This window comes from Mammaliicoccus sciuri (genome assembly GCF_025561425.1).
In the GTDB taxonomy this organism is placed as follows: domain Bacteria; phylum Bacillota; class Bacilli; order Staphylococcales; family Staphylococcaceae; genus Mammaliicoccus; species Mammaliicoccus sciuri_A.
Genome location: NZ_CP094824.1, coordinates 2,651,963 through 2,669,188, shown reverse-complemented (window position 1 = coordinate 2,669,188; position 17,226 = coordinate 2,651,963). Strand labels below are relative to the sequence as shown.

Genomic DNA, 17,226 nt, shown 5'->3' with positions numbered 1-17,226 from the left:
CCCCTAAAGTTAGTTTTTTTTACTCTAACTTTAGGGGTGCAGTACCTAGTTGAGGGGAGTGTTATTGTGGAGAAGACTTTATTGCAATGGCATAGGGATGTTGCTGAACAAATTTTGAGTATCCATTTAAATGTGTTTAATGTTGAAGATATTGAAGATGTTGTTAAAGTTCTTGCGACACCATTTGATAATGTGAAATCAAAAAAGTTTCAACGAAAGATTTATAAATGGATAAAGGGTCTGAGTTCTAAAAAGATTTATCATATGATTAATGGTTATGGTATTCATTTTATGGTGATGAAATTTCATAATATAAATGAGATTATTTTATTTGGTCCGTTCGTATTAAAGCGACCTTCAGAGAAAGAATGTCTAAATATGTTGGAAGAACAAAGGCGTTCTAGTGCAGATTTGAAAATATTAAAACATTATTTAACGGGGATTTCTACTGATCATTATCAACAAATTGTTCGCTTTGCTAAATTAGTCGGTCGCCATGTTCATCAGTAAAAAAGAAATTATGATGTTGTTGAGGTACATATAGATGAAACGGATCAAGATCAAATCATTCAACAACCAATTTCAAAGACTTATTTACTTAAAGAATTAGAGGACCGCTATAAACTTGAAAATCAAATGATGCTCGCTATGCAATATGGGAGAGTTGAAGAAGTACTAGAGTTAAACAGGCAATTAAATGATAAAGTTCAAGGACTTGAAAGATTGAGTACTAAAATGGATAACTTCTTATATGCTGCAACTTTAACGAATACACTTGGTAGAAAAGCGATTGAAGCGGCTGGGGTAGATTATTTAACGATTGATGATATGTCGAAAACTCATGCGAGAATGATTGCCAACGTGTCTGATGATAAAGAAAGAGCATTATTGTTAGAAGAAATTTGCTGCAATTACGCTAAAGCTGCACAGAAAGTACGGGCTATTCAATATTCAGCACATGTTAAATCAGCCATACAATATATTCATAAATACATTCATACAGACATTTCGTTAGATGATATTTGTGAAAATCTAGGTGTATCAACATCATATCTTTCAAGATTATTTAAACAAGAAATCGGTAAAAGTGTGATTCAATATATTAATGAGCTTCGTTTAGACCTCGCAAAAGACTTGGTGATTAAGACAAATATGAATGTACAAGAAATTGCAGCGTATATGGGTTTTCAACATACACATTATTTTATTAGTTTGTTTAAAAAAATGTATGGTGAAACACCACTAAGTTATAGAAAATCTTTAAAAACTGAGAATTCACATAATTAAGTTCGTAATTGTGTTATGAATAACAAAATAATGATATTATCATATATGATTTATCGTATAAATTAAATAGAAAAATGTCGCTTATCGTATTCTTTTTAGGCAACTGGTGTGTGAATATCATATCGCTATAAACCTTGATATATAAGCGTTTTTGAAGTCTTGTTAATTCTAATAACAACGTTGTTACTTTGTGTGATGATTTTCATCGAATGCTAATAGAATTATAATGAACTCGTAGATTCGAGTTTATTTATGTAAGCGCTTACCCAAATTATTGAGAGGGTGTTGTTATTAGCACTGTAAAAACAACAACTAGTCACCAAGCAAATAAAGGGAAAACAAAAATTGAAACATTTAAGGATATTAACAAACCTAAACTATCTTTAAGAGAGAAAATGGCATATGGTGCCGGAGATTTTGGTAATGGTCTCATGTTTGATTTAGGTTTAATTTATTTACTGAAGTTCTACACAGATGTATTAGGTATTTCATCATTCTACGGAGGTTTAGTGTTCTTAGTTGCTAAACTTTTTGATGCTTTTGTCGATACGGGTGTTGGCGCATTAGTAGATTCTAGAAATAAAATCGGTCCAAAAGGTAAATTTAGACCATTTATATTATATGGTACTTTACCACTTGCATTTTTAACGATTGTTTCATTTATTTCACCGGATTTTTCTGATCAAGGTAAAATTATTTGGGCGTTTGCGACATATTTATTATTTAATGTTGCATATTCAGTCGTGAATATACCATATGGTTCATTATCAGCTTCAATGACTTTGAATTCAGACGATAGAACACAATTATCAGTATTTAGAAATTTCGGTTCTCAAGGTGCGATGTTTATAACAGGTATCATCGTTATTCCAATGATATCGCTCTTTGATAGTGTGTCTGTTGGTTATCCAGTCGTGATCGATGGTTTAGCACTGATAGGTGTGATATTCCATATTCTATGTTACAAAGGTGTTAAAGAAAGATTTATCGTTGAAAGAGATGAAAATGAAAAGAAAGGCAGTGAATTGAGAGCGTTTAAAGGACTCTTTAAAAACGGACCTTTTATCATTTTAATTATATTTACATTGCTCAGTATTACATCACTCTTTTTAAAACAACAATCACAACTGTACTATTTCCAATATGTATTAGGCGAACAGAATTTAGTAGGTATCGTAAGTGTATTAAATATTATCACGTTAATTCCGGCGTTATTCTTAACAACTTTTCTTAATAAAAAAATTGGTAAGAAATATACAGCGATCATCGGGCTATTAGGGTTTGCGATTGCTGAAGCGGCAAACTTCTTAATCAGTGGTGAACATGTGATAACATTCTTAATTATTAACTGTATATCACAATTTTTCCTTGTTATACCGAATACAGTTGTTTGGGCTTTTATCAGTGATATTGTAGATTATTCACAATGGAAAACAGGTGTTAGATCTGAAGGGATTATTTATTCAAGTTATAGCTTTGCGCGTAAAGTGTCACAAGCTTTAGCTGGATTTATTCCGGGTATGGCTTTAACGATTATCGGCTATCAACCGAATGTTCAGCAAACAGCAGGCACAATACATGGTTTGAAAATACTTTATTTCATCGTGCCAGGCGTTGCAGTATTATTAGCACTCATCATATTTGGACTGTTCTATACGCTTACAGATAAAAAACATAAACGAATTGTTTCAGAACTCGCATTATTTGAAAAACTATAATAAATAGATAAAGGAGAATGTTGTATGCTATATCCAATTATGACAGAAACGAGAAATGTGATTGATTTATCAGGTATTTGGTCTTTTAAATTGATTGAATATAAAGGTGAATATGACGTTACAACTGAAATTGATACAGATCTACAAATGGCAGTACCAGGTTCTTATAACGACCAAGGTGTTGTATCATCTATTAGAAATCATGTCGGTAAAGTCGTCTATGAAACAACTTTTACAATTCCTAACGTATTACAACAAGAAAGACAAGTGTTCAGATTTGGTTCAGCTACACATGAAGCAGAAGTATTTGTGAACGGTCAAAAAGTTGTGTCACATCGAGGTGGATTCTTACCATTCGAAGTTGAAATCAATGATGTTGTACAAAAAGGGAAAAACCGATTAACAGTTATCGTCAATAATATACTTGATGATTCAACACTTCCAGTTGGTAATTTTAAAGAAGTTAAAGATTCAAAAGGAAATATTAAAGCAGTTAATGAACCGAACTTCGATTTCTTTAACTATGCAGGTTTACATAGACCAGTGAAAATTTATACAACACCAAAAGAACATTATATAGAAGATATTGTCATCGTACCGCATGTAGATGGTCAAAATGCACAAGTAGAATATACGGTTAAAGCATCAGGCAATCAATCTATACAGGTGGATATTATAGATCAAGAAGGTCATATCGTAGCGACTCAAGATGGTGCGGAAAGTACGGTAGAAATTGAAAATGTTCATTTATGGCAGCCAGGTGATGGTTATCAATATACGTTAGCAGTATCTATTAAAGGTGATGATGAAGTGATAGATTATTATGAGGAACCATTTGGTGTAAGATCAATTGAAGTGAAAAATGGCCAGTTTCTCATTAATGATGAGCCGTTCTACTTTAAAGGATTTGGTAAACATGAAGATACTTATTATCACGGAAGAGGTTTGAATGAAGTTTCTAATATTCAAGATTTAAATTTAATGAAATGGATAGGTGCCAATTCATTTAGAACTTCACATTACCCATATTCTGAAGAAATGATGCGTCTTGCTGATGAACAAGGTGTAGTCGTGATTGATGAAACAACAGCAGTCGGTGTGCATTTGAATTTCTCAGCAGCATTAGACGGTAGTCAAAATACAGATACATGGAAGAAAATTAGAACGAAAGAAGATCATGAGCAAGTGATTAAAGAATTGATTGCTCGAGATAAAAACTTAGCATGTGTTGTGATGTGGTCAATTGCAAACGAACCAGACTCTGCTTCATTAGGGGCAAAAGAATACTTTGAACCACTAGTGAATCTTGCAAAAGAACTAGATCCGCAAAATAGACCATGTACGATTGTGACATTACTGAATTCATTACCAGATGTGTGCCAAGTGCAAGACTTAGTAGATGTTCTTTGTCTAAATAGATATTATGGATGGTATGTACAAAGTGGTGATTTAGAAGCGGCAAAAGAAGCATTGCGACAAGAATTAGACGGTTGGCTAGAAAAACAACCAGACAAACCAATTATGTTCACAGAATATGGAGCAGATACAGTAGTTGGTTTACATGCAATAGATGATATTATGTTTACAGAAGAGTACCAAGTTAAGTATTACGAAGCAAACCATGAAATCATTGATCAATGTCCTAATTTTGTAGGAGAGCAAGTATGGAATTTCGCAGACTTTGAAACAAGTAATGGTGTTATTCGCGTACAAGGAAACCGTAAAGGTATCTTTACTAGAGAAAGAAGACCAAAAGCAGTCGCACATTACTTCAGAAAGCGCTGGAATAACATACCAGAATTCGGATATAAGAAGAAATAAGTGTGAAGTAGGTGCTGTTAGGGACAGAATTCTGAGAAATGTCCGTAAGAGGTGTTGTTAGGGACAGAATTCCGAAAAATGTCCGTAAGAGAGCGCCCACCTAATTACCAGAATTCAGAATAATGATAGTTAGCGCATTCTAATTACCACAATTCGGAATAATGAAATCTTATCATGGATAAACAATCAATATAAACATTAAAACGCGTCTGGGATATATAAATGTCCCAGGCGTTTCAGTTTGTTAAGCGTAATAATGAATATGTAATACTTTAGTTAGAAGTTTTATTGATTTTTTCTAAATTTTCGTAAGTGATTATTTTGCAAGTATTTAATGTTTCTTTGATTGCATCATAGTTGATATTTTTTAAAATGATAGAACGTTCATCTAAAGGATCTCTCACTTTATTGAAGTATTTCAGTTCTTCGAGTGATTTTAAAGCCCCAGTTAACTCTGAAGAAGAAGGTTCAAACATGAGTCTGCGCAATTTACGGACGTATACTTCCTCTTCATTGATTTCGTTAAGATAGAATAGTGTGATTAAATCCATGCGTTTTAAATGTGTTTCATCAAAAATTCTATTGAAGATGTCTTTTTTAAGTAGTTCATAATGAATAATGTTTTCCATGTTATCCTCCTATTATTTGATTTTTAAATTTAATTGTTTTTTCAAGTCTTTCCTATCTTTTAAAAAAGTAAAATTGCAATGTCTTAAACTTGTTGAATTTTTCAAAGAGTAAATAGTTTACTCCTAAATAATACCAAAAAATTAACTACTTACGCAATATAATAAGTAAAAAATCATATGTATTTTATTAAAATGAAAATTTATAAAAATAATTGTATTATACAAATAAAATGATAATTATCTTGTTTGAAATCAAAAAGTTGTTTATTAAAAATGTTTTCTATTTGAAGTATATATAATAGTGATAGAAGAGAAATAAAATAAAAAGTGTAAGAACATAATAGTTGACGGATTAAAATATCATTGTATGATAATAACGAGTATCAAAATTAATAAATTAAAAATAAAAATATATATGGAGATGAATTTCATGATAAGAACAATGATGAACGGGAAGATTCATCGTGCTAGAGTTACGGAAGCTAATTTTAATTACGTAGGTAGTATAACAATAGATGCAGACATATTAGATGCAGTAGATATTTTGCCTAATGAGAAAGTTGCGATTGTTAATAATAACAATGGGGCAAGACTTGAAGCATATGTTATTGAAGGTGAAAGAGGAAGCGGTAAAATTTGTCTTAATGGTGCTGCTGCACGACTTGCGCAAGTAGATGATGTGATTATTATTATGAACTATGTTCAAGTAACAGATGAAGAAGCAAGATCTCATGCGCCGAAAGTAGCGGTTATGAATGAAAAGAATGAAATTATTGAAATGATTCATGAAAAGGAAAGTCAAATCATTCTATAGAGGTGACTTAATATGAGTATTCTAGCAACGATTTTTGTTGTGATTGTAGCAGTTGAACATTTGTACATTATGTATTTAGAAACAATCGCTACGACTTCTAAAAAAACGGCAGAAACATTTAATTTGAAGCAACAAGAGTTAAAGGATAAAAATATTCAAACACTTCTTAAAAACCAAGGTATTTATAATGGTTTACTGGCATTGTCATTATTTTATGGTGCCTTTTTATCTAGTAGTCCTAAAGAGTTTGTAGCGGTTCTGTTAATATTTATTATTTTAGCAGCTATATATGGCAGCCTTACAAGTTCAAAGTCTATTATTTTAAAACAAGGTGGACCAGCAATTATTGCATTAATTCTACTATTAATATAGAACTCAGAAATCCCAAATGTGAACGTTTTGTTAACAGCTTTTCTACAATTTTTGAAAAGTGTAGACAAAGTATACATATTTGGGATTTTATCTCTTTTTAAGGAATATTACAGATGTTAGTATAAGCGTTATGTTGTATACACTGTATGCATAAACTATATAGTAGATTTAAGGGAGGAAATAATTTTGGCGAACTTTTTATACAAATTAGGTTCTTTTATTGCTAAACATAAGTGGTTAACTATATTTGTATGGGTCATCTTATTAGCTGGAATCGTGACGCCATTAACGATTAATAAACCTACATTTGACAACGATATTACAATGAATGGTATTAAATCAATCGACACGAATGAAAAGATTGAGAAAGAATTTAATCAAGATAGTGAAAAGGCAAATATAAGAGTTGTTTTTAAAAGTGAAGATAAAAAAGGCATAACGGATAAAAAAGTTATGCAAGATATTCAAAAAGCTTTAAAAGAAGTAAAAGATAAAGATGATGATATTAAAGAAGTGACAGATCCTTATAAAAATAAACAAATTAATAAAGATCAAACAACTGCTTTTGCAGATATCAACTATAAAATACCTCAAACTTCAATTAAATCGGATTCCGTTGATAAAGTTAAAGATGCTGTTAAATCTTTAGAAGATGATGACGATATTCAAACTGAATTAACAGGTAATGCTTTAACTGCTAATACTGAAGTCGGTGGCGCTTCTGAAGCTATTGGTATCGTAATTGCTTTCGTTGTGTTACTTGTGACTTTCGGATCATTTATTGCAGCGGGCATGCCAATATTAAGTGCGGTTATCGGACTTGGTTCTAGTATTGGTACAATCGCTTTACTTACATATTCATTTGATATTCCAAACGTTACGTTATCATTAGCAGTTATGATCGGTTTAGCGTTAGGTATTGATTATGCTTTATTCATTTTATTTAGATATAGACAAATTATTAAGACTGAGAAAAATCATATTAAAGCAATTGGATTAGCTTTAGGTACAGCCGGAAGTGCCGTTATTTTTGCAGGGGTTACCGTTGTTATAGCTGTCTGTGGTTTAGCATTAGTGGGTATTGATTTCTTAGCTACAATGGGATTTGCATCAGCGCTAAGTGTTATCTTTGCTGTACTCAGTGCCATTACTTTACTACCAGCACTAATTAGTGTCTTCCATAAACAAATTCATCCGAAAAAACGTAAAATACATTCAAATGAAAGTTTGGATACACCATGGTCAAAATTTGTAGTAGGAAAACCGTGGATAGCATTAATCATCGGATTTGTTATTTTAATTGCAGCAGCACTACCTGTTGCACATATGCGTTTAGGTATACCTGATAATGGTATGAAACCAAATGATTCTACAGAGAAGAAAGCATATGATATTATTTCTGACGATTTTGGAGAAGGCTTTAATGGTCCAATCGTCATGCTTGTAGATACTTCTGATAAAAAAGATAATCCAAAAGCATTACAAAAAGATTTACAAGATTTGATGAAAGATGTAGACGATATTAAAAATGTTGAAACTGTCACACCGCCTCAATTGAACAAAGATCAAGACTATGCACTTGTGACAGTTCTTCCTGAAAAAGGGCCAAATGCAGAATCAACATATGATTTAGTTCATGATTTAAGAGATTATAATAAAGATGCAAAAGACAAATATGATTTAGATACAGAAATATCAGGTCAAAGTGTGATTAATATAGATATGTCTGAAAAACTTAACGATGCAATACCGTTATTTGCAGGCGTTATTATAATATTAGCCTTCGTGTTATTAATGGTTGTATTTAGATCAATTATTATTCCTTTAAAAGCTGTACTAGGATTTGTATTATCATTAGCAGCGACTTTAGGATTTACAACACTTATCATGCAAGATGGCTTTATGAGTAGCCTGTTTGGCGTAGATACAACAGGTCCATTATTAGCATTCTTACCTGTTATCACAATAGGACTGTTATTTGGTTTAGCTATGGATTACGAAGTATTCCTAATGTCACGTGTACATGAAGAGTATGTACGTACAATGAATAATACGAAGTCCATTAAAGTCGGTCTTAAAGAAAGTGGACCAGTTATTGTCGCAGCAGCACTCATTATGTTTAGTGTATTCATCAGCTTCGTATTCCAAGATGATGTGATGATTAAATCGATGGGTATAGCATTGGCATTCGGTGTATTATTCGATGCATTTATCGTAAGAATGACAATTATTCCAGCATTGACGAAATTATTTGGTAGAGCATCATGGTATATTCCAAATTGGTTAAATGCAATTTTACCTAAAATCGATATCGAAGGTCATGCATTAAGTGAGAATAATCATGTTATAGAAGAAGCAGATACAGACAATACAAATGCAACAACAATAGAAGTAAGTTCAAAAACAAAAGCCCTATACGATAAGATAGATGATGCAAATAAAGATGAAGTATTATATGAAGCATTGCGTCAACATAGTCGTAAGCAAGACCATAATACTCAAGAAGATATTAAAACGAGCACTGATAATCAAGAAATCATAGAAATATTGAATCAACAAACTAAAAATATCGAACAAGTAAACCAATTAGTAGAACGTTTGATAAATAAGAAATAATAGAATAAGGAAAAACGCCGGAACAGCAGAAGTTCCGGCGTTTTTTTTTGGGTGGGGAGGAATATTAGAGAATGAATGTATTAAATTTAATAGAGTCTTGGCTTAAAGTGTGAATAAAGCCAAGAGATTTGCCCATTACATTCAAATTTACCTACCTCTCCCCACATTCTGTAACGTGATTTCACAAAGTTCCGCAAAAACTTTTAACCATTGAAATATTGCTTCAAAAATGAGATAATGTAAACGATTCCAATAGGGGTGTGTTGATATGTTAGGATTTTCGGTATATTTAGGTGAGGCATTCGATGAAGTATATATTGAGACGATGCTCAATCATGGTTTCAAGTATGTATTTACTTCTCTTCAAATTCCTGAAGAGGATTCGGAATTGTATTTTGAAAGGTTGAAGGAATTAAAGCTACTTATTGGTGATAAGGTTGAGATTATAGCTGATGCGAGTCCGCATGCTTTTCAAAATCTTGGGCTTTCTTATAAGCAACCTGAAGTATTAAAAAGTTTAGGTATTGATTATATAAGGTTAGATATTTCTCTAGCGATTCCGGATATTATTTCTTTATTAAGTGAAGTCAAAATTGTCTGTAATGCGAGCACTGATGCGATAAGTTTATTGGAAGAACTTAAAGATCAAGATATTGATATGTCTCGAATTATGGTTGCGCATAATTATTATCCTCGTCCTGAAACTGGACTGGATAAAGCTTACTTTATAAAGCAAAATACAAAATTAAAGACAGCATTCCCGGATGTTTCAATTATAGCTTTTGTACCAGGTACGGTATATAGAGGTCCGGTATATGAAGGCTTACCTACATTAGAAGATCATAGATATTGCCACCCATTAGTTGCTGCTCATGAATTAGTAGCTTTAGGAGTAGATGATATTTGTATAGGGGATACAGGTATCGATACAACAACGATTAATCAATTCAACAACTTCTTTCATAAAGGAATCGTGTCACTTCAAGTGCAATCTGAAACAAAGCATTTAGAAAGTTATATTGGGAGAATTTTTCATAATAGAAAAGACAAAGCAAGAGATGTGATTAGAGCGGAAGAAGGACGACAAGTATTTAAATCTGAAATATTGCCTGAAAACACGGTTGCAAGAAAAAGGGGTGCGATCACTTTAGATAATAACAAGTATGGTCGCTATATGAATGAATTACAAATCGTCAATAAAGATTTAAAACGTCATGAAGCTGTTAATGTTATTGGACATATACGTCAACAAGATATACCGTGTATAGATTTAATTGATGCAGGTACAGCTTTTCAGTTTGTGAAGGGGGAAGAATAAATGGATATCAGTCGTTTAACGACAGAATCAAGAAATGAGCACTCGTCTAAGTTAGATACATTAACACCTGAGCAATTTGTTGATGTTATGAATAACGAAGATCAAAAAGTGGCTCAGTTTATTAAAGAAGAAAATCATGCAATTGCTCAATTAATTACACAAGTTATTAAAGGTTTAAATAATGGTGGAAGATTAATTTATATGGGCGCAGGTACAAGTGGTCGATTAGGTGTATTAGACGCAGCTGAATGTGTACCAACATTTGGTGTTACACCTGATGTTGTCGTTGGACTTATTGCTGGTGGTCCAAGTGCGATGACTGTAGCTGTTGAGGGTGCAGAAGATGATGAAAGTTTAGGAGAACAAGATTTAAGAGATTTAAATATTAATGAACATGATACGGTTATCGGGATAGCTGCCAGTGGTAGAACACCATATGTAATAGGTGGTTTAAGATACGCACAAAGTATAAATGTACCTACTGGCTGTGTGACATGTAATAAAGCATCTGAAATTGGTAAACATGCAGATTATCCGGTCCAAGTAGATGTCGGTCCTGAAGTATTGACAGGTTCAACGAGATTGAAGGCAGGTACTGCTCAAAAATTAATTCTTAATATGATATCAACAGGGGCAATGGTTGGTATAGGAAAAGTATACGAGAATTTAATGATTGATGTTAAACCAACTAATAAAAAATTAAAACAAAGAGCTGTAAACATGATTCAAGAAGTATTACAAACAACGGATGAAGATAGTGAGAAATTATTCAAACAGAGTGATGAGCAAGTGAAAGTAGCAATAGTAATGGGGATGCATCGCATTTCTAAAGAGCAAGCATTAGAAAGACTTAAACAAGCTAAGGGGTTTGTGAGAAATACGTAAATTAAGGGGTGTGTAGGCTGTGTCAAAAGAAAGAGAGATTGCACAAAATATTCTCAAAGAAGTCGGGGGAAGAGATAATTTAGACAAAGTGATACATTGTATGACACGTGTCAGAATGAATATCGTCGATTACAGTAAAGTCGATGTCGAAGGTTTAAAGAATATAAAGGGCGTAATGGGTGTAGTAGAAGATGACATGCTTCAAGTTGTGATTGGACCAGGTACTGTTAATAAAGTAGCTAATGAAATGAGTTCAATTATAGGGGTTCCTTTAGGTGAAGATATAAAGCATAAAGCATCTAATAAAGAACAAGTTGAAAAAGAAGCGAATTTATTTAAACAAAGTATTAATAAGAAGAATCAAACACCATTTAAAAAAGTATTAAGATCTATTGCTAATATATTTGTACCATTAATTCCAGCTTTTGTTGGTGCAGGTTTAATTGGTGGTATATCTGCAGTACTATCTAATATGTTAACGGCAGGTACAATAGATAGTGCGACATGGGAACAGTTCATATTAATATTCAATATCATTAAAAATGGTATTTTCGCATACCTCGTGATTTATGTGGGTATTAATGCGGCAAAAGAATTTGGTGCAACACCAGGTTTAGGTGGTGTTATTGGTGGTACAACCATGCTAACGGGTATGGATCCAGAAAGTCCGCTTAAAAATATTTTTAATGGAGAACCATTAGCTGCCGGTCAAGGTGGTGTCATTGGTGTTATCATTGCGGTTTGGATTTTATCTTTAATTGAAAAAAGGTTACACAAAATCGTTCCAAGTGCGGTAGATATCATTGTTACGCCTACGATTACACTATTTATTATGGGACTAGCAACAATTTTCTTAATCATGCCAATTGCCGGCTTTATTTCAAATGGCTTATTAGGTGTAATAGATTGGGTTCTAAATATCGGTGGTGCATTTAGTGGATTTGTACTAGGTGCAACGTTCTTACCACTTGTTATGTTTGGATTACACCAAGTATTAACACCGATTCATATTGAAATGATTAATCAATCTGGTGCAACTTACCTCTTACCAATTCTAGCTATGGCTGGCGCAGGTCAAGTAGGTGCAGCATTTGCATTATGGTTTAAATGTAGAAAAAATAAAAAGATTATCAACTTACTTAAAGGGGCATTGCCAGTTGGTATTTTAGGCATTGGAGAACCATTGATTTACGGTGTAACACTTCCTTTAGGTAGACCATTTATCACAGCATGTATCGGTGGTGGTGTTGGTGGTGCAGTTATCGGTGGCATTGGTCATATCGGTGCATCAGCAATTGGACCAAGTGGCGTTTCACTTATTCCACTTATTTCTGATAATATGTATTTAGGATATATCGCAGGATTGCTAGCAGCATATCTTGGCGGATTCATAGCCACATATTTATTTGGAACGAATAAAGAAATGACGGCACCACAAGAATCAGAAGAGGATTAAAACATATGAAACATCAACATTTACTCATATTTATAAAAGAACAAATGCCACGTTTAACAAAACATGAAAAACGTATTGCAGAATATTTTATTGAACATCCTGAGAACACAATTAACTTGAGCGCTAAAGAACTTGGCAAATTAACAAATACAAGTGCAGCTTCTGTTATTAGATGTACACACAAACTTGAATTTAAAGGGTTCACAGACCTGAAGTTAGCAATTTCTAGATATTTACCGCAACATGAGCAAAGTATTTATCAAGAAATTAAACAAGATGAAACAGTCGACTCAATTAGTAAGAAGCTTATTACAAGAGCTTCTCATACACTTGAAATGACAGAAAAGAATATTTCGAGTAAACATATTGAGCAGGTTGTTGATCAATTATATGCTACAGATACGATTATCGTATTTGGTGTGGGTGCTTCAAGTTTGGTTGCTCAAGATTTGTATCAGAAGTTTACTAGAATAGGTAAGCAAGTGATTCATTCTTTAGACACACACTTTTTAGTTACAGCCATTGCTTCACATAGCGATAGTTGTGTGCTGATTGGTATATCGAATTCAGGAGAGAATCATGAGACGTTATCTTTAGCCAAAGTAGCTCGAAAATATGGTGTAAAAATAGTTGGTTTAACTCAGTCAGAACAGTCTACTTTAGCAAAAGTTTCTGATATATATTTAATTCATGATGCAAGTTCAGAAAAAAGTTTAAGATTAGCAGCGACAAGTTCTCTTATCTCTCAACTTATGACAATAGATATTCTCTTCTATAGTTATTTATCAAGAAATTATGAAGAACACGTTGTAACGATGAGCAAAACAAGAGATGCAGTGGAATTGTATCTTGAATAGTATGTTGAAAGAGCATGGACGTTTGTCCATGCTCTTTCTATTAAGTATTATATTGAAAAAATAATAAAAAAATAGTACAATTTAACTAATAAACCTATTGCCAAAAAATGTAATGTAATGATATAAATAATTTAAAAAAAGTTTAAATATATTAAAGAAAAGAAATGGCATAAGACAAATTATATAAATATTCTTCAACTCTATGAAACGAACATAACAGTCATCTAAGTGCTTATCATCACATTTCATATAATAAGAATTAAAGAAAGTTAGCGTGAAATCATGAAACAAGTGGAAATTATAAGAATATTAGATGATACGTCATTTATTATTAATGCAGGAACAAATAAAGGTATTAAACCTGGCTATTATATTGATGTATTGAAAAGGGATAAGTCATATAATTATATTGCAAAAGTAGAAGAAGTATACCCAGAGTTATCTTTATGTACAAGATACGGAGAACAAAGGTTATTTTATGGGGATGTTGTAAGAATTAGATATCCTGATGAGTTTAATATAGAAACAAAAGTTATTAAATCTAAAACAAATAGACGAAAAAAGAGAGGATGAGATTGCCGAATCTCATCCTCTTTCCCGTTTAATATGTCATTAAAATTAAAAAACAAGTAACGTTGTAGATTTACAAGAATACTCTATCATATAATGTATAGATTTTCCAGAAATAAGTCGAAAATCTTTGTATAAAATATAAAATTATTAAAATAAAATTTAAGTTGTGCACGTAATTGTGTTCAATATGGAAATATGGGATAAATAAATGTATAATAAAGAAAAAAATAGAATGGACTGAGAACACGTGGCAAACCAATATGAGCGTTCTGCAAAGAAAAAGAAATCAACTGCATTCAAAATAGTAACGACAATCGTCATTATTTTATTACTCGTATTTTTATTAGTGATCGCATTTTTTGTCTATAAATTCTTCGCATTAGGTAATTCAATACATAATCCATTAGACAGAGATAAATCAGAATTACGAAAGAAAGCAGTAGATACAAATGGTGATCCGATATCTATCGCATTATTCGGAATAGATTCAGATTCAACAAGAGCAGCAGCAGGTGGAGAAGAAAGATCAGACTCAATCTTATTATTATCTATCAATCCTGATAAGAAAAAGACTGTTATGGTAAGTGTACCTAGAGATACGAGAGCTCAAATCGTAGGTAGAGATTCTGTCGAGAAAATTAACCATGCATATGCATATGGTGGACCAAAGATGGCTATTAATTCTTTAGAGAAATTAATGAATGTACCAATTGACCATTATGCGACGATTAATATGGATGGTGTTAAAGAATTAGTAGACCAAACAGGTGGCGTAACTGTTAAAAGTAATGCAACATTTACTGTTAAAGGTAATTCATATGTTAAAGGTCAAAAGTATAAGCTTGATGGAGACGAAGCTTTAGCATTTATTAGAAGTAGAAAAGAAGATGGCGCTGGTGGAGACTTTGGTAGACAAGAAAGACAACAACTTGTTATCCAAGCATTAGCAAAAGAATTAGTAAGTATCGGTTCATTACCGAAAATCAACCAAATCTTTGATACATTAGGTGATAATGTTCAAACAGATTTAAAAATTTCACAAATTAATAGTTTAAGATCTAAATATAGTGACGCATTAGATAATGTTGATAGAAATCAATTAGAAGGTCAAGATACAATTCTAGATGATGGATTGTATTATTTCGTACCTAGCGATTCAAGTAAGAAAGAAGTCGTAGATAACTATCGTACTAACTTAGAATTAGATTAAATATAAACATACTAAGATTAGTAGCGAAGTAATCTACGACGGTAGATGAGCTTCGCTACTTTTTTATATTCTTTATCTTACCGTTGGTAGTTATTTTAAGAATATGAAATAGTAGAAGAGAGAAGTACTCCGAATAGATTTTAGGGTCAAAGAATCCGTAATAAAAACTGGAGAACTTCACTCTCCTTATGAATTCGATTTTAGTATGTTGGGTCCACTGAGATCGTGTACAGGAAAATGAACTAAGTAAGGTTCAGTGAAGTTAAAACTTCTTAAATTAGAAGATTAGGAGTGGTTTTTATCGAATATTTTGGAATAGATGTTGGAAAAGGAAAGAGTTTTATTGCACATTATTCAAACAATGAATTTGTTAAAGAATTTGAAATTACCCATGATAATAATGGTTTTGATTCACTAAAGAAATATATAAAGAATTTCTCAGGAGTATATTTCTTGTTTGAAGCTACTGGTATATATTCAAAAGTATTGGAGAAATTTTGTACCGTTAATAAGATTTCGTTTTGTGTAATTAACCCTCTAGAGGCAAAATTACTAACTAATTCTTTAAGAAACTGGAAAACAGATAAATCTGATGCACATAAACTTGCTGTTTTAGCTAAAAATATAAACAAAAAACCTTCTAGAAATTTATTGGAAGAAAAGTATGTAAAAATTAGAGAGCTGACAAGATACTATGAAGAAATTAACAATCAACAAAATTACTTAAAAAACCAATTGATTCAGTTACTAGATATGACTTTTCCAGAATTACAAAACCTATTTAAGGACAGATATTCAAAATTGGCTTTACAAGTAGCTAGTAAGTTCCCACATCCGGACTTTGTTGATTCTAATGATATAGAAGAACTAAAAAAGATAATTAATAGTTGTACAGAAAAAAATCTATCAGAGAAAAAGAAAGCACAATATGCAAATAAACTCGTAGAGTTCTCTATGGTCAGTTATCCTTCTGTTTCTAAAGATTCATTTTTAACAGATAAATTAGTTTATGTGATTGAAGATTTATTAAGCCTAATGAAACGGCATGCTTCTATAAAACAAAGATTATTAATGTTAGCTGAAGAATTTGAAGAATTTAAAATAATTAAATCTATTCCTGGCATTGGTGATTTAACTGCCATAATGATTATTGGCGAATTAGGTGATATCAAATTCTTTGATTCTCATAAGCAATTGAATGCATATGTAGGTATTGATATAAAAAGATATCAGTCTGGTAAAACGCATTTTAAAGATAAAATAAACAAACGTGGAAACAAACATGCTAGATCATTATTTTACTTAATCATTAAAAATTTTCTGTTGGGTCAAAGGTTATTTAAAAATCATATTATCGACTATTATTACAAATTAAAAAAGCAGCCTAATGGCAAAGGCCACAAGACTGCATCAGTAGCTTGCATTAACAAACTACTTAAAACCATTCATTATCTCGTAATAAATAATAAAGAATATGATTATCACTTGTCTCCACACGGATAATATATTCATCTAAATCATAACATATTGAAAAAATTATTAAATAATAAAGGCTTATTTAGTGATGCCAATTTTAAATATTTTTTACTACGTAGTAGTTGACAAATCGTAGGAAAAAATCTTGGACATCAACCGATGCCCAAGATTTTTTTGATTGTTAATAAATTTGT

15 protein-coding genes are annotated in these 17,226 nt (G+C 32.0%); 14 read left to right on the top strand and 1 reads right to left on the bottom strand.

Annotation, left to right across the window (positions count from 1 at the left end; translation table 11 throughout):
• The first annotated feature begins 66 nt into the window (after window positions 1-66).
• From MUA60_RS14060 to uidA, 4 genes are all read left to right on the top strand, one after another.
• Window positions 67-510: a hypothetical protein gene (locus MUA60_RS14060; RefSeq protein ID WP_262648798.1), complete on the top strand. Its 444-nt coding sequence runs from the start codon at window positions 67-69 to the stop codon at window positions 508-510.
• A 138-nt stretch (window positions 511-648) separates the two neighbouring features.
• Complete coding sequence (locus MUA60_RS14055; RefSeq protein ID WP_262648796.1) at window positions 649-1,287, top strand: helix-turn-helix transcriptional regulator; 639 nt, start codon at window positions 649-651, stop codon at window positions 1,285-1,287.
• A 395-nt stretch (window positions 1,288-1,682) separates the two neighbouring features.
• Window positions 1,683-3,005: a glycoside-pentoside-hexuronide (GPH):cation symporter gene (locus MUA60_RS14050; protein ID WP_394812727.1), complete on the top strand. Its 1,323-nt coding sequence runs from the start codon at window positions 1,683-1,685 to the stop codon at window positions 3,003-3,005.
• Window positions 3,006-3,029: 24 nt separating this feature from the next.
• A complete protein-coding gene (uidA, locus tag MUA60_RS14045; protein ID WP_262648794.1) occupies window positions 3,030-4,826 on the top strand; it encodes a beta-glucuronidase in 1,797 nt (598 codons plus the stop codon).
• A 272-nt stretch (window positions 4,827-5,098) separates the two neighbouring features.
• On the opposite strand, the gene MUA60_RS14040 is transcribed toward uidA, so the two are convergent.
• A complete protein-coding gene (locus tag MUA60_RS14040; protein ID WP_262648791.1) occupies window positions 5,099-5,455 on the bottom strand; it encodes a transcriptional regulator, SarA/Rot family in 357 nt (118 codons plus the stop codon).
• A gap of 430 nt (window positions 5,456-5,885) precedes the next feature.
• On the opposite strand from MUA60_RS14040, the gene panD reads away from it, so the two are divergent.
• The 10 genes from panD to MUA60_RS13990 all read left to right on the top strand — a co-directional run bounded on the left by panD (window position 5,886) and on the right by MUA60_RS13990 (window position 17,059).
• Window positions 5,886-6,269 (top strand): aspartate 1-decarboxylase, encoded by a 384-nt coding sequence (gene panD, locus MUA60_RS14035; protein WP_262648788.1) that lies wholly within the window; start codon window positions 5,886-5,888, stop codon window positions 6,267-6,269.
• Window positions 6,270-6,281: 12 nt separating this feature from the next.
• Window positions 6,282-6,641 (top strand): DUF1304 domain-containing protein, encoded by a 360-nt coding sequence (locus MUA60_RS14030; protein WP_025905022.1) that lies wholly within the window; start codon window positions 6,282-6,284, stop codon window positions 6,639-6,641.
• Between the two features lie 186 nt (window positions 6,642-6,827).
• The gene (locus MUA60_RS14025; protein WP_262648786.1) at window positions 6,828-9,257 is read left to right on the top strand and encodes an MMPL family transporter; all 2,430 of its coding nucleotides are present in this window, start codon (window positions 6,828-6,830) and stop codon (window positions 9,255-9,257) included.
• Window positions 9,258-9,525: 268 nt separating this feature from the next.
• Window positions 9,526-10,575 (top strand): MupG family TIM beta-alpha barrel fold protein, encoded by a 1,050-nt coding sequence (locus MUA60_RS14020; RefSeq protein ID WP_262648783.1) that lies wholly within the window; start codon window positions 9,526-9,528, stop codon window positions 10,573-10,575.
• On the top strand, window positions 10,576-11,460 hold the full coding sequence (gene murQ / locus MUA60_RS14015; RefSeq protein WP_262648782.1) for an N-acetylmuramic acid 6-phosphate etherase: 885 nt from the start codon (window positions 10,576-10,578) through the stop codon (window positions 11,458-11,460).
• 19 nt (window positions 11,461-11,479) lie between these two features.
• On the top strand, window positions 11,480-12,916 hold the full coding sequence (locus MUA60_RS14010) for a PTS transporter subunit EIIC (protein ID WP_262648780.1): 1,437 nt from the start codon (window positions 11,480-11,482) through the stop codon (window positions 12,914-12,916).
• A gap of 5 nt (window positions 12,917-12,921) precedes the next feature.
• On the top strand, window positions 12,922-13,773 hold the full coding sequence (locus MUA60_RS14005) for a MurR/RpiR family transcriptional regulator (RefSeq protein WP_262648778.1): 852 nt from the start codon (window positions 12,922-12,924) through the stop codon (window positions 13,771-13,773).
• Window positions 13,774-14,055: 282 nt separating this feature from the next.
• Window positions 14,056-14,346 carry a hypothetical protein gene (locus MUA60_RS14000; protein ID WP_025905016.1) on the top strand — a complete coding sequence of 97 codons (291 nt, stop codon included), beginning with the start codon at window positions 14,056-14,058 and terminating at the stop codon, window positions 14,344-14,346.
• A 247-nt stretch (window positions 14,347-14,593) separates the two neighbouring features.
• The gene (locus tag MUA60_RS13995; protein ID WP_262648775.1) at window positions 14,594-15,556 is read left to right on the top strand and encodes an LCP family protein; all 963 of its coding nucleotides are present in this window, start codon (window positions 14,594-14,596) and stop codon (window positions 15,554-15,556) included.
• Window positions 15,557-15,847: 291 nt separating this feature from the next.
• Entirely contained in the window at window positions 15,848-17,059 is a 1,212-nt protein-coding gene (locus MUA60_RS13990; RefSeq protein WP_262648773.1) for an IS110 family RNA-guided transposase, read from the top strand.
• The last annotated feature ends 167 nt before the right edge of the window (window positions 17,060-17,226 follow it).